Here is a 19045-nt window from a genome sequence, read left to right as displayed (position 1 = left end):
GGGTGCCGTGGCACCCGACCCGCCCGTCAGTGTCCGACCTGTCAGAGGTCGAGGTCCACGCAGTACGCGTCCGTCTCCTGGCGGTTGCCGCACGAGCCGCCGAAGCTCTCGTACCCGCTGCCCGGGTCGGACTCCATGTAGAGGTCGTCGCACGAGGCCATGTCGCCGCCCTCGCACGCGTCCCACAGGGCGTCGAGCGCGGCGTCGTCGCCGTAGGTGAACGCGCTGCCCTCGGTGGTGCCCTCGTCGGTGCCGGGGTCGACCGCGCCGAACTGGCAGGTGCCGCCCGAGCCGGCCGGCATGGTGCCGCCGCAGGTGTCGGCGACCTCGTCGACGTCGCCCGTCAGCGACGAGGAGAAGTACAGGGTGTCGCACGCGGTCATGTCGCCCGCGGAGCAGTCGTCGCGCAGGCCCTGGGACTCGCTGTTCACGGCCGACAGGCCCGCGACGACCACGACGATCAGGACGATGTACGCGACGATCTGCAGCGCGCCGAGCACGATGCCCGCGATCGCGAAGCCGCGGCCCGACGTGCCGTTCTTCTTGGTGCGGTTGAGCCCGAGGATGCCGAGGATCAGCGGCACGATGGCCAGGCCGAGGATGCCGGTCACCAGGGCGGCGATCGAGACGCCGTCGGTGCCGGGGCCGGTCGGCGCGGCGTACGGCGACGCGGCGGCGTACGCGGGCGCGGACCCGTAGCCGGGTGCGGCCGGTGCGCCGTAGGCGGGGGCCTCGGGCGTGGTCGGCGCGGTGCCGTACGTCGGGGCGGCGGGGGGCTCGGGGGCGCCGGCCGGCGGGGCCGGCGGCGGGGTCGGGACGGCGTACGGGTCGGTCGGGCCGCCCGCGTTGTCGGGGCCCGGCTGCGGCGTGCCGCTCGTGTCGCTCATGACGTCCTTCGCTGGGGGTTCCCCTGCGCGCGCAGGGGCGAGGAGACCTCGGTGATGTGGGTGCGCGCGGCAGCGTAACGGGGTGGTGTGACACGCCGGCAGGTGCTCGCGGGTGATGTCTGGAGTCAGAACCGGACAAAACGTGTGATTCAGGTCACGTCGGATCTGCGTGCTTCGCCTAGGATGCTTCCAGCGCGCCCCGACGGAGCACCATGAGCCGACACGCCCACGCCGTCCCCGACGGCAGCACTGGCACGGACGAGGCACCCCCGTGCCCGGAGACGGTCGCGCGCGTGCGCGAGGCCCACGAGTCCTTCGTCCTCAGCGGCACCGACCCCGGCGCGCGCGTCCGACGCTTCGTCGCCGACTCCTGGCGCCGCAGCCGCCGCGTCGGCGTCGACCCCGAGCTGCCGACCCCGCCCGTCGACCTGTCCGACCCCGACCTGCGCGCGCTGCGCGAGGAGCACCCCGTCTCCGGCGCCGTCCCGGTCGTCCGCCGCCTCCTCGTCGAGCCCGGCGCCTCGTGGGTCGCGGCGCTCACCGACGAGTCGGGGCGCATGCTCTGGGTCGACGGCGACAAGGAGGCCCGCCGCCGCCTGGAGCAGGTCGGCTTCGTCGAGGGCGCCACGTGGCGCGAGGACAGCGTCGGCACCAACGCGCTCGGCACCGCGCTGGCCACGCGGCGCCCCCTGCAGGTCGTCTCCGCCGAGCACTGGGCCCGCGTCGTGCACCCCTGGAGCTGTGCGGCCGCCCCCGTGCGCGGCCCCGACGGGCGCGTCGTCGGGGTCCTCGACGTCACGGGCCGTGACGAGGTGTCCACGTGGATGGCGCTCGCGCTGGTCCGGGCCACCGTCGCCGCCGTCGAGGCCACCATCGCCGGCGGGCCCGCGCCGCCCACGCTGCGCCTGGACGTCCTCGGGCCCCACGGCGGCACCCTGCACACCCCCACCGGCCGCCGACGGCTCACCTGCCGGCACGCCGAGATCCTGCTGCTGCTGGCCGAGCACCCGGGTGGGCTGACCGGCGACGAGCTCGCGGTCCTGCTCTCCGAGCACCAGCTCTCCGAGGTCACCGTCCGGGCCGAGATCTCCCGGCTGCGCCGCCTCGTCGGCCCCCTGCTCTCGGAGTCCCGCCCCTACCGGCTCACCTCGCCCCTGCCCACGGACCTCGACCAGGTGCGGTCCGCGCTGGCCATCGACGACGTGCCTGCGGCGCTCGCCGCGTACTCCGGGCCGGTCCTCGTCCGGTCCGCCGCGCCGGGCGTGGCCCGCCTGCGGGAGTCGCTGAGCACCGACCTGCGCTCGTCGGCGCTGGCGTCCCGCGACGCCGACCTCGTGGGCCGCTGGACCACCCAGGAGGAGGGGCTCGACGACTGGGAGGCGTGGCAGGTGCTGGCCCGCGTCGCCCCCATCGGGTCCGCCGCGCACCTGCGCGCGCACACCCGCCTCGCCCAGCTCGACCGCAGCCTGCGCTGACCCGCCCCGGGCGCTGCGCGCCGCCCCTCCGCACGCGTCCTGACCTGGACGTACGTCCAACGGGTGAATCGCGACGACGTGCCGCGGCGTGCAACGGTCGTGCAACGTGCGGCTCGCTAGCGTGCCCGCCAGTGGCACCGCAGGGGTGCGCCCCGCGAGGGACGTGCGACGGTGCCGGCGGGCGGCGCGCAGGAGGGGGCGCGCCGCCCGCACCCTTTTCTCCCGCGCTACCGTGGCGGGCGTGGACGACATCGCACGCACGGCACCGGACGACGCACCGACCGCCCCGCCCCCGGCCGTCGAGCCCGACGTCAAGGACTGGACCTGGGTCCTCGAGCGTCGCTGCCCGGAGTGCGGGTTCGCCGCCGCCGACGTCGAGCCCGCCGAGATCGGCGCGACCGTCCGCGACCTCGTGCCCCGCTGGGTGGCGGTCCTGCACCGCCCCGACGCGCGCGAGCGGCCCGCGCCGTCGACGTGGTCGGCCCTGGAGTACGGCGCCCACGTGCGCGACGTCATGAGGGTCTTCGACGAGCGCGTGCGCGCCATGGTCGAGGAGGACGACCCGCTCTTCGCCAACTGGGACCAGGACGCCACCGCGCTCGAGGACCGGTACGACGTGCAGGACCCCGTCGTCGTCGCCGACGAGCTCGCGACGTCTGCCGAGCGCACCGCCGCCCGCTTCGACGCGGTGCGCGACGACCAGTGGCAGCGCGCCGGGCGCCGCTCCAACGGTTCGGTGTTCACCGTGCGCACCCTCGGGCAGTACTTCCTCCACGACGTCGTGCACCACCTGGACGACGTCCGCGGCTGAGCCGTGCACCACCCGCCCGGGCGACCGCCGACCGGGCGGCGGCAGGGCCGATCGGGGCCGGTGCGTCCGCAGGGTGGGACGTCCGGCGCAGCGAAACACACCGGCAGCATTCACCCGCTACGTTCGCGCCATGCCAGAGCCGGCTGCGGTTCCTGCTGACCTCGACGGACGGCACGTGATCGCGCTCCCGCGCGGGACGGACGTCCTCGCGCTCGCCACGGCCTGGTTCCCCGCCGCCCGCTGGAGCCGCGAACCCGGCCGTGCCGCCGCCGCGCGCCCGATGGCCGGCGCCCGGTTCCGCGGCATGGCCGTCACCACCGCGCCCGGGCCGGGCCTGCTCGACCTCGACGGGGCCGCCGAGGTCGTCGGCCCGTTCCCGCTCGCCGCCGCCGTCGCCCGTGCCGTCGGCCTGCCGCCGCGCGAGAGCGACCTGTACGGCGTGCCCGTCACCGGTCTGGGCGACGTCGCCGCCGGGTGGGCCACCGCCGTCGCCCGGCGCACGGGCGGCGCGATCCTGCCCGCGGACCGCTCGCGCGCCCTGGTGCCGGACCCGCACGCGTCCGTCGACCTCACGCTCTGGTCGCCCGTGCCCGTGCCGCCCCGCGACGCCCTCCCGCTGCTGCGTCCGTCACTGAGCGGGTCGCGCGTCGGGCCGGTCGAGACGGCGGGGCGTCCCGACGGCCCCGCGGAGTTCTCCCTCACCGCCTCCTACGAGTACGACGGGCAGGTCGTCGTGCGGTGCGCCCGCTCGCACGAGGTGCCGGCCGTGCTCTCGACGCTGGACTGGCGGGCCCACGGCCCCTGGGCGTACCGCGTCTCGTGGCTGCCGCCGGACCCGGTCGAGCTCGAGGTCGAGCAGCCCTCGCAGCTCCACGTGATCGCCCGCCAGCGCGTCACGCCGGGCATCTGCCGCGTCGTCGCGACGCTCTGGCGCACGGCGGGCGGCACCGTCGTGGACGCGGGCGGCTTCGTGGTGACCCCCGAGGAGCTCGACGAGCGCGTCCGCACGGCCCGCCGCTGAGGCGGGCACGGGCACCGGTGGGCCTCGTCCTCGCCGTGCGGGGGTCCGTCGCCCGTCCTACCGTCGAGGCCATGACGAGCCTCGCGACCCCCACCGAGACCTTCGACGTCGTGCTGGTGGGCGCCGGCATGGCGTCCGACGCCGCGGCGCGCGGCATCCGTGAGCTCGACGCCGACGCGACGATCGCCGTCGTGGGGCGCGAGGACACCGCGCCCGTGGAGCGGCCCGCGCTGAGCAAGGGGCTGTGGACGGACCCGGAGACGACGCTCGAGGGTGTCGCGCTGGGCACCGCGGAGGCCACGGGCGCGACGCTGCTGCTCGGCACGAGCGTCGTGGCGGTCGACACCGCCGCACGCACGGTGACGACCGACGACGGGCGGACCCTCGGGTACGGGCGTCTGCTGCTGGCGACGGGCGGGCGGCCGGTGCACCTGCCGGGCGTCGAGGAGTCCGGGCGGGTCCTGTACTACCGCTCGGTGCGCGACTACGAGCGGCTGCGGGAGGTCGCGGGCCAGGGCCGGCACGTGGTGGTCGTCGGCGGCGGGTACATCGGCACGGAGGTCGCGGCGGCGCTCGCGCAGAACGACACCCGCGTCACGCTCGTGGTCAGCCAGGACGTGCTGCAGGGCCACGTCTTCCCGGCGGCGCTGGCCGCGCGGGTCGACCAGCGGTACGTCGACGCGGGGGTCGCGCTCGTGCGCGGCGCCCGGCTCGCGTCCGCGGACGCCGGGCCCGACGCGGTGCGGGTGCACCTGCAGGACGGTCGGACGATCGACGCCGACGCGCTGGTGGTGGGCGTCGGCATCGAGGTCGAGACGGACCTCGCGCAGGCCGCGGGGATCACGGTCGACGACGGGGTCGTGGTCGACGAGCAGCTGCGCACGTCCGCGGCGGACGTGTGGGCCGCGGGCGACCTCGCGCAGTACCCGGACCGGCTGCTGGGGCGGCGGCGCGTCGAGCACGTGGACCACGCGCAGTCGTCCGGCCGGCAGGCGGGGCGCAACATCGCCGGAGCGGGCGAGCCGTACACGCACACGCCGTTCTACTACTCGGACCTGTTCGAGCTGGGGTACGAGGCCGTGGGCCGCCTGGACGCGTCGCTGGACACCGTGGAGGACTGGCACGGCGACGAGCCGTACGCGCAGGGCGTCGTGTACTACCTCGACGGCGGCCGCGTCGCCGGGGTGCTGCTGTGGGACGTGTGGGACCGCACCGACGCGGCGCGCGACGTGATCGCCCACCAGACCGACGTCTCGCCGGAGGCCCTGCGCGGCCGCATCACCGCCTGACGGGCTGCGCCGGGCTGACGGTCGGACGAGGCCGGCGGTCAGAAGAGGCCGGCGGTCAGACGAACGGGTCGGCCCCGGCGGGGACCAGGTCGACCTCGACGCGGGGGGCGCCGCCGCGGCCCTCGGTGAAGATCACGCCCCGCAGCGGTGGCACGTCGTGGTAGTCCCGGCCCCAGCCGAGCACCACGTACCGGTCGTCGACGAGCTGGTCGTTGGTGGGGTCGGCCTCGAGCCACCCGTGGCCCGGCAGCCACGCCGAGACCCACGCGTGCGACGCGTCCGCGCCGCGCAGCTTGGGCCGCCCCGGGCGCGGACGGGTCTCGATGTACCCCGACGCGTACCGGGCGGGCAGGCCGTGCACGCGCAGCGCCGCGATCATCAGGTGCGCGAAGTCCTGGCACACCCCGGCGCCCTGGGCCAGCAGCTGCGCCTGCGTGGTGTGGACCGTCGTGGAGCCCGAGCGGTAGGTCAGCTCGGTGCGGATGCGGTGCACGAGCTCGAGCAGCACGTCGGCCAGCGGCCGGTCGGCGGCGAACGAGGGCGCCGCCCACGCGCGGACCTCGTCGACGAACGCGACGTGCGCGGACGGCAGCACGGCCTCGCGCAGCGCGACCAGGCCCGCGGCGTCCGTGCGCAGGGTGCCGAGGTCGCCCGCGGCCAGCGCCCGGGCCACCGCCTGCCAGCCGACGTCGGGCAGGTCCGCGCGCGCCGGTGCGGTGCGGGCGACCTCGATCGTCGAGCGGGTGGTGACGACCAGGCGGGTGTGCGGCGTCGTCACGCCGAAGTACGTCGAGGTGTTGCCGTGGAAGTCGACGTGCCGGTCCGTGTCCGCGGGCGTGGGGTCGACCTCGACGGCCGTGGCGTGCACGTGCTGGTCGGGCAGCTCGCGCGGTGTCGTCGTGGTGCGCCCGTAGGAGTCGGTCACGGGCTGGGCGTACTCGTACGTGGTGCGGTGCACGAGGTCGTAGGTGCGGCTCACGGGGCGACCTCCTCGGTGGGCTGCCACGGGGAGCCCGACGTCGAGCCCCACAGGTCGTCCAGCGCCCGGCTCGGGCCGGGCCGGGCGAAGTGCACGCGCTCGATCTCGTCCGCCGCGGCCCGCAGCCGCCACTGGATCGACTCCAGCGCCTCCGCCAGCCGCACACGCCGCCCGTCGTCGGACACGACGGACCCGACGGCGACGGTGTCGAGCTCGGCGACGAGGTCCGTGACGCCCTGGAGCAGGTGGTCGCGCTGCCCGGCCGAGCGCCACGGCGGCGGCACGGCCTCGAGGTCCGCGAGCAGCCGGTCCAGGCAGAAGGCCAACGAGCGGGGGTTGGTGCGGTCGTGGACGAGCAGGTCCAGCACGCCCGTCAGCGTCGTGCCCGACGGGTGCCGACGCCGGTACGTGATCGCGGACTCGGTGGCCAGCAGCACGGACTCCAGGACGAGCTCCTCGACCTCGGGCGCGTGCCGCACCACGACGGTCGCCGCGAGCGTGCCGACGAGGTTCTGCGCGCGCTCGATGCGCCGGCCCGCGTCGAGGAAGTGCCAGCCCGCGTCCCGCGTGAGCCCCTCGGCGGCGACGCCCGCGAGCGCGAGCAGGCCCTCGAGGACCCGGTCGAGGGTGGGGCGCAGGCCCACCGTGACGGCGGCGGCGTCGTCGGGGCGGCCCGCCGGGTCGTCGCCGCGGCGCCGGGCGCGGTGCCGCTCGTCGCGCAGCGCGCGCTCGATGCGTCCCAGCGGGGCGAACGTGTCGGTCGAGAGCTGGTCGCGCACGGCGGCCGCAGCCGTGGTCAGCCGCTTGACGGCACGCGCCACGGACCCGCGCGTGCGCCGGTCGAGCAGCAGGTCGCGCAGCGCCGGCACCGGCGGTGCGACGACGGTGGCGTCGCCCTCGGCCGCCGCCGCGAGCGCCGCGGCCTCCCCGCCGTCGGGCAGCGCGGCCGGCGTCAGGGCGGCGAGCAGCACGCCCAGCGCCCGCCCGCCCGCGGACGCGGGGCGGTGGTGGTCGTCGTCCCAGCGGTCGGCGACGGCGCGCAGCACGCGCACCTCGTCCTCGGCGCGCTCGGCGTACCGGCCCATCCAGAACAGGTTCTCCGCGGCGCGCGGGGAGATGCCGTGGCCGCGCCACGCCCGGGCCGTCACCAGCGTCTCGTCGCGGCTCGGGGCCGTGGGCTCCGCAGCGGCGGACGGGTCGAGCACCCACACGTCCTTGGCCACGGCGCCGCGCGACGACGAGACCACGAGGGAGTCCGCGACGCGCGCCAGCCCGCCGGCCATGACCGTGTAGGAGCCCGCGTGCGCGACGGCGTAGGCGCGCAGCACGGCGGCGCGCGGCCCGAGGTCGACGGGGCCGACGCCCGTGCCGGGTCCGTCCGTCGTCGTGGTGCCGTCCGTCCCGACGCCCGCCGCGCCGACCTCGACGGGTGCGGCCGCGTGCGGCCCCACGGGCTCCTGCCCGACCCACGCCCAGGGTTCTGCCGCGACCCGCGCGGCCAGCGCCGCCCGCTCCTCCTCGCCCAGCGCCCAGCCCAGCACCGGCTCCGCCCCGGGCGCGGTCGGCTTGAGCACCAGCCGGTCGAGCCGACCGAGCACGTGCCGCAGCGCGCGCTCGTCGCCGCACCACCACGTGGGCGCCGACGGCAGCGCCAGGTCCTGGTCGAGCACCTCGCGGGCCAGGCGCGGCAGGTACGCGGCCAGCGCGGGGCTCTCCAGCACCGAGACGCCCAGGGGGTTGACCAGCGACACCGACCCGCCGCGCACCGCACGCACCAGGCCCGGCACGCCCAGCCGCGAGCCCGCCCGCAGGTCCAGCGGGTCGCACCAGTCCGCGTCGACGCGGCGCAGCACCACGTCCACCGGCTCCAGGCCGTCGATGCCCTCCAGGTGCAGACGCCCCTCGCGGACCAGCAGGTCCGAGCCCTCGACCAGCGGCAGGCCCAGCATCGACGCCAGGTACGCCTGGTCGAACGCCGTCTCCGACGCCGGCCCCGCCGAGAGCAGCACCGCGCGCGGCTCGTCGCCCGCCGACGCCGGGGCGACGTCGCGCAGCGCCTGGCGCAGCGCGTGGAAGAACGGCCCGAGCCGGGCGATCGTCGCCTGCCGGTACACCGGGGCGAGCACCTGGGCCACGACGCGCCGGTCCTCCATCGCGTACCCCAGGCCCGACGGCGCCTGCGTGCGGTCCGCGACCGCGCACCACGCGCCGTCCGAGTCCCGCACCAGGTCCGTCGCGGTCAGCACGAGCTCCCGCCCGCCCGGGGTGCGCAGCCCGTCGACCGCCCGCACGAACCCCGGGTGCGAGAGCACCGCCGACGGCGGCAGCAGCCGGTCCGTCAGCAGGCGCCGCGGCCCGTACAGGTCGTGCAGCACCGCGTCGAGCAGCTCGGCGCGCTGCACCAGCGCCGCGTCCAGCCGCAGCCACTCGGGCTCGTCGACGACCACGGGCTCCGGGTCCAGCCGCCACGGGCCCGCGCCGCCGTCCGTGCGGTCCGCCCCGTAGGTCACCCCGTGCTCGGCGAGCACCTGCTCCGCCTGCCGGCCCGCGCGCAGCAGGTCCTCCGGCGTCGGTGCGTCGGCCGGCTCCGTCAGCCAGGACCAGTCCGGACGGTGCGCGACCACCGCCCCGTCGGGGCGCGGCGACGAGAGCAGGTCGGTCACCCGGTGCAGTCTGTCGCACCCGCGCCCGGCGCGGGCCCCCGGTCCACCGCGCGCCGCCGGCCCGGCAGGTGTGTCGGGCCCCGGCGGGCCGCGCGGGCCGGGGATGCTGGGGGCGTGCCGCACGCCCACGCCCACGCCGGACCGCCCCCGCCGACCGGCCCCGCCGCCCGCGCCACCGCGACCCGTGCCCGCGCGCTGCTCGCCGCCGTCCTCGTGCCCGTCGCGCTGCTCACCGCCGTCGGCGCCTGGTGGCTGTGGCCGTCCGCGGACGCCCGCCCGCCCGTCATCGAGACCGACGGCCCCGGCGTCACCTACGTCCGGGCCGACGTCGTCGCCGTCGACGCGACCGACGACGGCATGGAGCAGGCCACCGTCCTGCTGCCCGACGGCACGCAGGCCCCCGCGCACGTGCCGCCCGAGTACGTCCCCGAGCTCAGCACCGGCGACACCGTGCGCCTGGCCCGCATGGAGCTGCCCGCCACCGCGCTGGACCCCCTCGCCGACCCCGAGGCCACCACCACGACCTACGTGTTCGTCGACTTCGTCCGCGGCCCGCCGATGGTGCTGCTCGCCGTCGTGTTCGTCGTCCTCGTCGTCCTCGTCGCGCGCTGGCGGGGGCTCGCGGCGCTCGTCGGGATGGGCGTGGGCCTCGGCGTCGTCGTCGTGTTCACGCTGCCCGCGCTGCTCCAGGGCCGGCCCGCCGTCCCCGTCGCCCTCGTCACCAGCGTCGCCATCATGTTCGCCGTCCTCTACCTCGCGCACGGCGTCTCGGTCCGCACGTCCACCGCGCTCGCGGGCACCCTCGTCGGGCTCGTCGCCACCGCCGGCATCGCCGCGTGGGCCGGCGGTGCCGCGCACCTGACCGGACTGTCCGGCGAGGACGCGCTCGACCTGATGTCCGTCGCCCCCGAGGTGCGGCTGCGCGCCGTGCTGGTCTGCGGCATCGTCCTGGCCGGCCTCGGCGTGCTCAACGACGTGACGATCACGCAGGCGTCCGCGGTGTGGGAGCTGCACGCCGCCCGCCCCGGCAGCACGTGGCGGCAGCTGTTCGGCCAGGGCATGCGCATCGGCCGCGACCACATCGCCTCGACCGTCTACACCATCGTCTTCGCGTACGTCGGCGCGGCCCTGCCCCTCGTGCTCCTCGTCAGCCTCTCCGACCGCGACCTGCTCGGCGTCCTCGGCAGCGGCGAGGTCGCCGAGGAGGTCGTGCGGACCCTCGTCGGGTCCATCGGCCTCGTCCTGGCCATCCCCGTGACCACGGCGCTCGCGGCGTCGCTCGTGCGCCTGAGCCGCGCGGGCGGGGCGGTCGACGGCGCCGACGACGAGCACGGCCCGGACGCCGTCCCCGGCGGTGCCGACCCGCAGGACGTCGGGCCGAGGGCCGTGCGGTCTGCCAGCATCGACGCGTGAGCACCGACCCCTCCCCGCCGGTCCCCGCCCCCCACGACCCCGCCGCCCGGCGCGCCGCCGCCGCGTACGGCGCCGTCCCGCCCGAGCCCGTCGAGCCCCCGCACGGCCGGCACGGCGGCGGACGCGGGCCGGCGTGGGTGCTCGGCGCGGTCGTCGTCGTCCTCGGCCTCGCCGCCCTCGTCGGCGTCGCGCTCACCTGGCCCGACGGCGAGACCACCGCCGGTGCCGGTCTCGTCGACGTCGACGTGCAGTACCTGCGGGCCGGCGTCACGGACGCCCGCTGGACCACCTGCGACGGCACCATCGAGGACGTCGCCCCCGACGGCACCGTGCCCGAGACCGTCCAGTGCCTCCAGGTCGACGCGACCGTCACCGGCGGCTCCCTGGCGGGCACCCAGGTGCAGGTGCTCGCGACGTCCGGCGTGGGCGTCGGCGACGTCCCCCCGGGCACCGGCATCATCGTCGAGCGCTACCCCCCGATCGACGGCGCCGCCGAGGTCTGGGCGTGGGGCGACTACCAGCGCGGCCTGCCGCTGGGGACCTTCGCGCTCGTCTTCGCGCTCGTGACCGTGCTGGTCGCGGGCCTGCGGGGGCTGCGCGCGCTGATCGGGCTCGCGCTCGCGTTCGTCGTCCTCGCCGTCTACCTCATCCCCGGCCTCGTGCAGGGGCAGAGCGGCCTCGTCGTCGCGCTGAGCGCGTCCACGGTCATCGTCATCATCGTCCTGTACCTCGCGCACGGGGTGTCCCTGCGCACCACCACCGCCCTCGTCGGCACCCTCGCCGGCCTGGCCATGGTCACCGGCCTCGGCGTCCTCGGCGCCGAGCTCGCGCACCTGCAGCCCGGGTCCACCGAAGAGACGTACCGCCTGGCCCGCCTGCTCGGCGACGACGGCATCCAGATCCTGCGCGGGGTGTTCCTGTCCGGCGTCGTCCTGGCCGGCATCGGCGTGCTCAACGACGTCACGATCACGCAGGCCGCCGCCGTGTTCGAGCTGCGCGCGTCCGACCCCGACGCGTCCTGGCGGCGGCTGTTCGAGCGCGGCATGCGCATCGGCCGCGACCACATCGCGTCCACCGTCTACACGATCGCCTTCGCGTACGCCGGCGCGTCGCTGCCCGTGCTGCTGCTCCTCGAGCTCTACGCCCAGCCCCTGACCCGCACGCTGACCACGGGGGAGTTCGCCGAGGAGATCGTCCGCACCCTCGCCGGCTCCGTCGGCCTCGTCCTGGCGATCCCCCTGACCACGCTGATCGCCGCCCTCGCCGCCGTCACCGTCCACGACCCCGCCCGCCTCGCCGGCACCGGCCACTCCCACACCCACCGCCACGTCGGGTGACGGGCGGGCCCGTCAGGGCCAGGCCGCGAGGAGGTCGTCGGCCGTCCACACCTGGGCGAGGCGGGGGTCGGGCTCGGCGCCCGCGGGGCAGACGCCGACGAGCGACGTCGCCGCCGTGACCCCGGGGACGGCCGTGGCGTCGGTCGCGAGAGCGGTCACGTCGGCGGCCGTGAGCGGCGCGGACGCGCGCCACTTCACGGTGCCGACGAACGCGATCTCGCGGGCCGGCCGGTCGTCGGCGCCCACGAGGTCGATCTCCTGGCGGTTGGTGCGCGGCCACCAGCCGCCGACCGTGCGGACGTCGGGCCACCGGTCGTCGGGCAGGAGGCGTGCGAGGGCGTCGCGGACCAGCGGCTCGACCGCGCGCCCCCGCCACGCGGCGTACCCGCGCGCCACCCGCTCGGCGGCCAGGTCGGGACGCCCCGGTCGATGTCGCCCTGCGCGGGCTCGACCATCGCGAGCCAGAACCGCAGCGCCGGGTCGGCGACGCGCCAGCGACGGTCCTTGGTGTTGCGGCGGGCGGACAGCGGCTCGTCGGCGGCGACGGCCCGCGCCCGGACCAGCGTGTCCAGCGCCCGGGTGAGGGTGGTCGCGTTGACCCCGTCGCCCACCGCGCCCAGCACACCCGTGAAGGTGCGCTCGCCCCGTCCGCCGATCGCCGTGAGGACGTCGCGCGGCCGCCCGCCCGCCGGCAGCTCACCGTCGAGGACGCGCGTGCCCGAGACCACGAGCGCGCTGGTGGCCCGCGCCGGCCGCGCGTGCGCCCGTCCTGGCGTCCGTCGCCGGCGCAGGTCCCGGCGACGAGCGACGACGCTCAGGCCGGGGCGTCGGGGAGCGTCGCGGGGTCGACCAGGCCGCGACGGACGGCGCCGACGAGGCGCCGGGGCACGGCGACGGTGCGACCGTCGACGCGCAGGGGGACGAGCTCGACCGGCGTGGCGACCCACTGGGCGCGGCGCGAGCGGGTGCGGGAGCGCGACGTCTTGCGCTTGGGGACGGCCATCAGCCCTGCCTGGCCTTCCAGCGCGGGTTGCGCTTGTTGATGACGTAGGTCTTGCCGCGGCGGCGCACGACGATCGACCCGTCCTTCTTCTTCAGCGACGCGAGCGACGCGCGGACCTTCATCGGGTGCCCTCCTCGGGCTGGCTGCGGCCGTAGCGGCGGTTGAACTTCTCGACGCGGCCGGCGGTGTCCATGACGCGCGCGTTGCCGGTCCAGAAGGGGTGGCTGGCGCTGGAGATCTCGACGTCGATGACGGGGTAGGTGTTGCCGTCCTCCCACTCGATCGTGGCGGACGACGTGGCTGTGGACCGCGTGAGGAACGCGAAGTCGGCGGACCGGTCGCGGAACACGACCGGGTGGTAGTCGGGGTGGATGCCCTGCTTCACGGGTGGCTCCTGGGGGTCGGGGTGCTGGTCACCAGCTGGACTTGGTCACGCCGGGCAGCTGGCCGCGCAGCGCCATCTCACGGAACCGCACGCGCGACAGGCCGAAGGTGCCGAGGTGCCCGCGGGGGCGGCCGTCGACGACGTCCCGCCTGCGCAGGCGCACGGGGCTGGCGTCCCGGGGCTGGCGGTGCAGCTCGGCGCGCGCGGCCTGGCGCTCGTCCTCGGTGAGGTGGGGGTTCACGGACGCGGCGCGCAGCTCGGCGCGTCGGGCGGCGTACCGCTCGACGACCTGGCGGCGCTGCTCGTTGCGGGCGATCTTGCTCTTCTTGGCCACGGCTCAGCGCTCCTCGCGGTAGTCGACGTGCCGGCGCACGACGGGGTCGAACTTGCGCAGCACGAGCCGGTCCGGGGTGTTGCGGCGGTTCTTGCGGGTCACGTAGGTGTGCCCGGTGCCGGCGGTGGAGCGCAGCTTGATGACGGGGCGCAGCTCGGTGCGCTTGCCGGCCATCAGAGCTTCTCCCCGCGGGCGAGGATCTCGGCCACGACGGCGTCGATGCCGCGGCGGTCGATGGTCTTGATGCCGTCGGTCGAGACGCGCAGGGTCACGTGGCGGCGCAGGGACGGCACCCAGTACCGCTTGCGCTGGATGTTCGGGTCGAACCGCCGCGGGGTGCGGCGGTGCGAGTGCGACACGGACCGCCCGAAGGACGGCACCTTGCCGAGGACCTGGCAGTGACGGCTCATGGACCGGAACGGTAGTTAGTGATTATCGTTCTCGTCAACTGTCGAGAACCGATCTCAGTCGACGCCGCGTCGCGCGGCCGGCTGACCGCCGCACCGAGGAGCACCGTTGAGCCGTCGCAGCCGCACGCCCGTCGTCGTCCTGTCCTCCCTCGACCCCGTCGAGAGGGACGCGGTCGTCGTCGGGCTCCTCATGGACTCCCCGCGCGTCGTCGCCGTCCGCCACGACATCCACGACGACGAGGGCGGCGGCCAGATCCGCCGCGTCGTCGCCGACGCCACCGGCACGGTCGAGGACGAGACCGTGCCGCTCGAGCACGCGTGCCTCTCGTGCGCCGTCCGCGAGGACGCCCTGCCGACGCTCGCGCGCCTCGCCGCCGACGGCCGCTGGGACGCGATCGTCCTCGCGCTGCCCGTCAGCGCCGAGTCCCTGCCCGTCGTCCGCGCGCTCGGCTGGGCCATGCGCCCGCGCGAGCCGCTCGCCCGCCTGCGCCTGGCCGACGTCGTGACCACCGTCGACCTGGCCACGTTCGAGCACGACCTGCTCGGCGACGACCTGCTCGACGAGCGCGAGCTCGCCCTGACGCTCGAGGACCGCCGCTCGGTCGGCGAGGCCCTTGCCGCGCAGGTCACGCACGCCGACGTCGTGCTCGTCAGCGGGGAGGCCTCGCCCGTCGCGTCCGACCTGCTCGACCACGTGCGGGCCGCGGACTCCCGCCGCGTCGACGGCCGCTACGGCGTCGACGTCCACGAGCTCGTCGCGCGCGAGCACCGCGTGGTCGAGGGCGAGCGCCGGCTCGACCCCTGGTACGCCGCCCCCGTGCCCGGTGCCCCCACCGCGCACGGCGTGTGGACCCTCGACCTGCGCTCCGACCGGCCCCTGCACCCCGAGCGGCTCGTGCACGAGGTGCACCGCCTCGGCGACGGACCGTTCCGCGCCCGCGGCCGGTTCTGGGTGCCCAGCCGCCCCGACACCCTGTGCGTCTGGGACGGCGCGGGCGGGCAGCTGAGCATCGGCGCGGCGGGCCCCTGGGGGCGCCGCACGCCCGAGACCCGGATCGTCGTCACCGGGACCGGCGACGAGCGGCCCGCCCTCGTCGAGGCCTTCGAGGAGATCCTGCTGACGCCGGCCGAGATGAGCCGCGGGCTGGGGGAGTGGCTCGGACGCCCCGACGTGCTCGCCCCCTGGCTCGGCGACCGCACCGCCGCCTGAGCCGGGCCGCCCGCGGGCCGTGCGCCGTCAGAGCGCCCGCGGGCACCGGCGCACGGCCAGCAGCGCGACGTCGTCGTGCCGGTCCGGCGGCAGCAGCCGGTGCAGCACCGCGTCGCACAGGTCGTCCAGGCCCATCGTGTGCGCGTGCAGCGACGCCAGCGCCTGCTGCAGGTGGGCGATGCCCTCGCGCACCGGCATGTCCCGCCGCTCGACCAGGCCGTCGGTGTAGAGCAGCAGCGTCGCACCCGGGCGCAGCGGCAGCTCGCTCGTGGTGCGCGGCCGGTCCGGCAGCACGCCCAGCAGCGGCTCGGGCGCGGCGGCGCTCAGCAGCCGGACCGTGCCGTCGGGCTCGACGAGCACGGGCGGCGGGTGCCCCGCGTTGGACCAGCGCACCGTCGTCGGGCCGTCGACCGTCGGGTCGTCCAGCGCCCCGACGCTCGCGACCACGGCCGTCGCCATCGCGTGCGACCCCAGCGTGTGCAGCGCCCGGTCCACCTGCGTGAGCAGCACCGACGGCGACGTCTGCGTCGCCACCGCGATCCCGCGCAGCAGGGCCCGCACCTGCCCCATGTCCGCGGCGGCCTTCACGTCGTGGCCCACCACGTCGCCGATGACGAGGGTGGTGGACCCGTCGGCCAGGCCGAACGCGTCGTACCAGTCCCCGCCGACGCGGGCGACCTGCGAGGCCGGCGCGTACCGCACCGCCGTCGCCAGGCCGGGCACGTGCGGTGGATCCGTGAGCATGGAGCGCTGCAGCTCCTCGGCCACCCGCAGCTGGGCGTGGTAGAGCCGGGCGTTGTCGAGCGCCATGCCCGCCCGCCCGGCCACGTCGCGCAGCAGGTCGACCTCGACGTCGGAGACCGGGCCCCGGTCGGCACCGTTGAACAGGCTGATCGCCCCGACGGTGCGCCCGCGTCCCCGCAGCGGCAGCACGACCGCCGACTGCGGGGCGAGCTCGGTGAGCAGGTCGCGCGCCCGCCCCGGCTTCACGACGTCGAACGGGTCGGGCAGGTCGGAGGACGTCACGCGCACGACCTCGCCCGTGCGCAGCGCCTGCCGCAGCGGCGCGTCCGGCGTGAGCGACGCCAGCCGCACCTGGGCGTACTCCGCGACGAGGGCGCGGCGCTCCGGGTCGACGTGCCAGGTGCCGACGTCGCGGGTCCGCGGCCGGGCGCCGGGGTGGTCGGAGTCCACGAGGGTGACCACGCACCAGTCGCCGACGGCCGGGACGACGATCGTCGCCAGCCGTGCGACGGCCTCGTCGGCGTCGAGGGTCTCGGACAGCTCGGTGGCGACCCGCGCCCGGACCGCGGCCCGGCGCGTCGCGGCCGCGACGGCCTGCTCCGCCCGGACCCGGTCGTCGACGTCCGAGAAGTAGATGGACAGCCCGTGCGGGCCGGGCCACGCGTGCACCTCGTACCAGGCGTCGAGAGGCGCCGGGTGCCGGGCCGTGAACGTCACGGGACGCCCGGTGCGCAGCGCCAGCCGGTACTGGTGCTCGAACGTGGTGCCGCCCACCGCCGGGAACGTGTCGAGCAGCCCGCGGCCGACGAGCTGGTCGCGCGTGCGCTGCAGCAGCTTCTCCGCGGCACCATTGACGTAGCGGACGGCCAGGTCGTGGTCGAGGGTCACGAACGCGGTCGGCATGATCTCGAGCTCGCGGGCCACGGTCGCGTCCATGTCGGCGATCTCGGTGGCGTCGTACGCGGCGCCGACGAACCGGGCCGCGGCGCCGTCCGCGCCGGCGAGGACGCGGCCGCGCCCGATCACCCAGCGCGTCGCCCCGTCGGGTCGCACGACCCGGTAGCGGGCGTCGTACTCGCCGCAGGCCTCGAGCGCCGCGGCGATGGCCCGTCGCACGCGGGTGGCGTCCTCGGGGTGGACCAGCTCGACCAGCGCCTCGAGGGTGCCGTCGAAGGCGCCCGGCCCGACGCCGTAGACGTCGTGCATGCGCTCGTCCCAGACCAGGCGGTCCGCCTGGACGTCGTACTCGAACAGCCCGATGCGTGACGCCGCGAAGACGTCCGCACCGACCCGCCGGTCGTGCTCCCGTGCCATGTCATCCCCCGCCCCCGCTCGAGGAGCGGGCCGCCCCCATCATGGCGTGCTGCGCGCCCGCCGTCGCCCACCTGTGTGGTGGTTCGGCCCGGTTCTGGGTGCCAGGTCCCTCCTGCCGCGGCACCGGTGCGGCGCGGCCGGCCGCCCCGGGGGCGCACCGGCCGCGCCGAGGTTCACCCGGTGACGACCACCGGCTCGTAGCCGAGCAGCGCGGGGGTGATCTCGAGCCGGAGGCTCTGGGGGTCGACGACGGTCCACCCGAGCTGGAACGTGGTCGTCGCGCCGGCGGGGGCAGCGTGCGGCGGGCCGGTGAGCTCGAGGCCGAGCTCCGGGTCCCAGACCGTGGCCGCGGGGCCGCCGTCCGCGGTCGCGACCGTCGCGAGCGTCGCGGGCAGGAAGGGCTCGGCGGTGCCGTTGTCGACGCGTACCTCGACGCGCACGTGCGTGCCGGTGCCGGGCGCCTCCGCCGAGGCGGACGGCTCGAACGCCTCGGGCGCGCCGACCGTGAGCGCGAGCCCGTCGTCGTAGGTGAACGTGCCGCCGAACGGCACGCTGCCGCCGGCGAGCGTGGCCGCCGTGGCTTGCGGGTCGGGCGCGGCGGAGGAGGGGCCGCCGCGCAGCGCCAGCGCGACGACGGCTGCCGTGACCGCGACGGCTACGAGTCCCGCGACGACGACGGCGCTGCGTCGACGCCCCGGGCGGCGTCCGGGCGCGGGCTCCGGCGCAGGCACCGGCACAGCGTCCGGGCTGGCGGGTGGCACGGCGGGCGCCGTGGGTGGCCCGGCCAGCGGCAGGGCCGTGGTGGGTGGTGAGATCGGGCGGGTGCGGCTGGGTGAGAGCGCTCCCATGGTGCTGTCGCGGGCGTCGGGCACGTGGGCTCCTGGCGGGAGAAGGGGCGGGCGTCCGGCGTGACCGGCGCGCGCGGTGCCACGGCGGTCGGACGACGGGCGCGCCCGGCCGGGCGCGCCCGGCGTCCCGGGGGCGGCGCCGACGACGTTAGGCACCCCGCCGCCCGCGCGTGCGGCACGAAAGGTTTCGTCCGTCCCACCTGCGGGGCCGCCCGCCCATGGTGCGGGTCGTGACCCGTCGGCGTCGGGGTCCGGTGACGGCGCGAGCCCGGCCGCGACGGGTGGTCGGGGCCGGGCTCGGCGGGTCGGCCCGTGGTGCGGGCCGGGTCAGGGGGTGCTCAGGAGCGCGGGTCGTCCGTGCGGCGCACCTCGAGCACGACGGTGGAGCCCGACGTGACCGTGCCCGTCTCGGGGTCCTGCGCGACGACGACCCACTGCGTCGGGTCCTCGACCATGCGGTCCTGGCCGGTCGCGTCGACGACCTCGACGACGAGGTCGCGGGCCTCGAGGGTCTCCTGGGCCGAGACGAGGAGGATGTTGGTCTGCGAGATGACGTCGACCATGCCGCTGGTGCCGCCGTCGGCGGTGAGCGACGGCGACGGGGTGGTCTCCGCGGTCCCGGCGGTGCCGCTGCTCGAGGCGCAGCCGGCGAGGAGGGTGGCGGCCGCGACGAGGGCGACGGACGTCCGCAGGGCGGTGGTACGCATGATGGGGCTCCCCCAGAGGGTCGTGGTGGGATCGGCGGCGACGCCGGGCGCGCCGACGTCGGGTGGACGTCGTCGCGGGGTGTTTCCAGCACGTTACGTCGCGCGGCCCGGGGTTGTCGCATCGATTCGGGTGAGCCTCACCACGGGAGCGACGGAGCGGATGAGTTGTCCGTGACGTGCCTCACGACGGGATCCGTCGTCCAGGGTCGGGCGGG

Annotated in this window: 20 protein-coding genes; 7 read left to right on the top strand and 13 right to left on the bottom strand. The window is 76.7% G+C overall.

The genetic code is table 11. The features are described from left to right. Positions 1-41: 41 nt before the first annotated feature. A complete protein-coding gene (locus BKA21_RS09820; RefSeq protein ID WP_140458034.1) occupies positions 42-887 on the bottom strand; it encodes a DUF4190 domain-containing protein in 846 nt (281 codons plus the stop codon). Positions 888-1099: 212 nt separating this feature from the next. Between BKA21_RS09820 and BKA21_RS09815 the strand changes: the two genes are divergently transcribed. The 4 genes from BKA21_RS09815 (at position 1100) to BKA21_RS09800 (ending at position 5483) form a co-directional block, all read left to right on the top strand. Beyond that, positions 1100-2362, top strand: a complete 1263-nt coding sequence (locus tag BKA21_RS09815; protein WP_140458033.1) for a GAF domain-containing protein — start codon at positions 1100-1102, stop codon at positions 2360-2362. A 250-nt stretch (positions 2363-2612) separates the two neighbouring features. Beyond that, on the top strand, positions 2613-3173 hold the full coding sequence (locus BKA21_RS09810; RefSeq protein ID WP_140458440.1) for a DinB family protein: 561 nt from the start codon (positions 2613-2615) through the stop codon (positions 3171-3173). Positions 3174-3303: 130 nt separating this feature from the next. Then, the gene (locus tag BKA21_RS09805; protein WP_170208938.1) at positions 3304-4194 is read left to right on the top strand and encodes a hypothetical protein; all 891 of its coding nucleotides are present in this window, start codon (positions 3304-3306) and stop codon (positions 4192-4194) included. Positions 4195-4265: 71 nt separating this feature from the next. Further along, positions 4266-5483: an NAD(P)/FAD-dependent oxidoreductase gene (locus tag BKA21_RS09800; protein ID WP_140458439.1), complete on the top strand. Its 1218-nt coding sequence runs from the start codon at positions 4266-4268 to the stop codon at positions 5481-5483. Between the two features lie 55 nt (positions 5484-5538). Here BKA21_RS09800 and BKA21_RS20170 read toward each other — a convergent pair whose 3' ends face one another. Then, complete coding sequence (locus tag BKA21_RS20170; RefSeq protein WP_140458032.1) at positions 5539-6462, bottom strand: transglutaminase family protein; 924 nt, start codon at positions 6460-6462, stop codon at positions 5539-5541. Further along, a complete protein-coding gene (locus tag BKA21_RS09790; protein WP_140458031.1) occupies positions 6459-9125 on the bottom strand; it encodes a circularly permuted type 2 ATP-grasp protein in 2667 nt (888 codons plus the stop codon). The genes BKA21_RS20170 and BKA21_RS09790 overlap by 4 nt, the downstream gene beginning before the upstream one ends. Positions 9126-9239: 114 nt before the next feature. Between BKA21_RS09790 and BKA21_RS09785 the strand changes: the two genes are divergently transcribed. Continuing rightward, positions 9240-10538, top strand: a complete 1299-nt coding sequence (locus tag BKA21_RS09785; RefSeq protein ID WP_140458030.1) for a YibE/F family protein — start codon at positions 9240-9242, stop codon at positions 10536-10538. Further along, positions 10535-11875, top strand: a complete 1341-nt coding sequence (locus BKA21_RS19525) for a YibE/F family protein (protein ID WP_140458029.1) — start codon at positions 10535-10537, stop codon at positions 11873-11875. Before BKA21_RS09785 ends, BKA21_RS19525 begins: the two co-directional genes overlap by 4 nt. Before the next feature lie 12 nt (positions 11876-11887). Here BKA21_RS19525 and BKA21_RS09775 read toward each other — a convergent pair whose 3' ends face one another. The 7 genes from BKA21_RS09775 to rpmB form a co-directional block, all read right to left on the bottom strand. Next, complete coding sequence (locus tag BKA21_RS09775; RefSeq protein ID WP_257023682.1) at positions 11888-12286, bottom strand: DUF234 domain-containing protein; 399 nt, start codon at positions 12284-12286, stop codon at positions 11888-11890. A 403-nt stretch (positions 12287-12689) separates the two neighbouring features. Further along, positions 12690-12878, bottom strand: coding sequence for a 50S ribosomal protein L32 (gene rpmF / locus BKA21_RS09770; RefSeq protein WP_140458027.1), 189 nt, complete (start codon positions 12876-12878; stop codon positions 12690-12692). Next, positions 12878-13000: a type B 50S ribosomal protein L36 gene (ykgO, locus tag BKA21_RS09765; RefSeq protein ID WP_034625243.1), complete on the bottom strand. Its 123-nt coding sequence runs from the start codon at positions 12998-13000 to the stop codon at positions 12878-12880. Before ykgO ends, rpmF begins: the two co-directional genes overlap by 1 nt. Then, complete coding sequence (locus BKA21_RS09760) at positions 12997-13263, bottom strand: type B 50S ribosomal protein L31 (protein ID WP_140458026.1); 267 nt, start codon at positions 13261-13263, stop codon at positions 12997-12999. The genes ykgO and BKA21_RS09760 overlap by 4 nt, the downstream gene beginning before the upstream one ends. Positions 13264-13291: 28 nt before the next feature. Then, positions 13292-13597, bottom strand: coding sequence for a 30S ribosomal protein S14 (gene rpsN / locus BKA21_RS09755; RefSeq protein WP_140458025.1), 306 nt, complete (start codon positions 13595-13597; stop codon positions 13292-13294). A 3-nt stretch (positions 13598-13600) separates the two neighbouring features. Further along, entirely contained in the window at positions 13601-13771 is a 171-nt protein-coding gene (gene rpmG / locus BKA21_RS09750) for a 50S ribosomal protein L33 (RefSeq protein ID WP_140458024.1), read from the bottom strand. Beyond that, positions 13771-14007, bottom strand: a complete 237-nt coding sequence (rpmB, locus tag BKA21_RS09745; RefSeq protein WP_140458023.1) for a 50S ribosomal protein L28 — start codon at positions 14005-14007, stop codon at positions 13771-13773. The genes rpmG and rpmB overlap by 1 nt, the downstream gene beginning before the upstream one ends. A gap of 106 nt (positions 14008-14113) precedes the next feature. Between rpmB and BKA21_RS09740 the strand changes: the two genes are divergently transcribed. Next, complete coding sequence (locus tag BKA21_RS09740) at positions 14114-15217, top strand: CobW family GTP-binding protein (protein WP_239072873.1); 1104 nt, start codon at positions 14114-14116, stop codon at positions 15215-15217. Positions 15218-15244: 27 nt separating this feature from the next. On the opposite strand, the gene BKA21_RS09735 is transcribed toward BKA21_RS09740, so the two are convergent. The 3 genes from BKA21_RS09735 to BKA21_RS09725 form a co-directional block, all read right to left on the bottom strand. Continuing rightward, positions 15245-17275 carry a SpoIIE family protein phosphatase gene (locus BKA21_RS09735; RefSeq protein WP_140458022.1) on the bottom strand — a complete coding sequence of 677 codons (2031 nt, stop codon included), beginning with the start codon at positions 17273-17275 and terminating at the stop codon, positions 15245-15247. A 173-nt stretch (positions 17276-17448) separates the two neighbouring features. Further along, positions 17449-18006 carry a hypothetical protein gene (locus BKA21_RS09730; RefSeq protein WP_140458021.1) on the bottom strand — a complete coding sequence of 186 codons (558 nt, stop codon included), beginning with the start codon at positions 18004-18006 and terminating at the stop codon, positions 17449-17451. A gap of 455 nt (positions 18007-18461) precedes the next feature. Beyond that, positions 18462-18830, bottom strand: a complete 369-nt coding sequence (locus BKA21_RS09725; RefSeq protein ID WP_140458020.1) for a hypothetical protein — start codon at positions 18828-18830, stop codon at positions 18462-18464. Positions 18831-19045: the final 215 nt, after the last annotated feature.

The organism is Cellulomonas oligotrophica (assembly GCF_013409875.1).
GTDB classification, from domain to species: Bacteria; Actinomycetota; Actinomycetes; order Actinomycetales; family Cellulomonadaceae; genus Cellulomonas; species Cellulomonas oligotrophica.
Note: the sequence above shows the minus strand (reverse complement) of the source record. Positions and strands in the feature narration are given on the sequence as shown.

Bases quoted from the DNA above. Each gene is read 5' to 3' on its own strand.
- BKA21_RS09820 (WP_140458034.1), bottom strand. From the start codon at position 887: ATGAGCGACACGAGCGGCACGCCGCAGCCGGGCCCCGACAACGCGGGC.
- BKA21_RS09815 (WP_140458033.1), top strand. From the start codon at position 1,100: ATGAGCCGACACGCCCACGCCGTCCCCGACGGCAGCACTGGCACGGAC.
- BKA21_RS09805 (WP_170208938.1), top strand. From the start codon at position 3,304: ATGCCAGAGCCGGCTGCGGTTCCTGCTGACCTCGACGGACGGCACGTG.
- BKA21_RS09800 (WP_140458439.1), top strand. From the start codon at position 4,266: ATGACGAGCCTCGCGACCCCCACCGAGACCTTCGACGTCGTGCTGGTG.
- rpmF (WP_140458027.1), bottom strand. From the start codon at position 12,878: ATGGCCGTCCCCAAGCGCAAGACGTCGCGCTCCCGCACCCGCTCGCGC.
- ykgO (WP_034625243.1), bottom strand. From the start codon at position 13,000: ATGAAGGTCCGCGCGTCGCTCGCGTCGCTGAAGAAGAAGGACGGGTCG.
- rpmG (WP_140458024.1), bottom strand. From the start codon at position 13,771: ATGGCCGGCAAGCGCACCGAGCTGCGCCCCGTCATCAAGCTGCGCTCC.
- rpmB (WP_140458023.1), bottom strand. From the start codon at position 14,007: ATGAGCCGTCACTGCCAGGTCCTCGGCAAGGTGCCGTCCTTCGGGCGG.
- BKA21_RS09735 (WP_140458022.1), bottom strand. From the start codon at position 17,275: ATGGCACGGGAGCACGACCGGCGGGTCGGTGCGGACGTCTTCGCGGCG.
- BKA21_RS09725 (WP_140458020.1), bottom strand. From the start codon at position 18,830: ATGCGTACCACCGCCCTGCGGACGTCCGTCGCCCTCGTCGCGGCCGCC.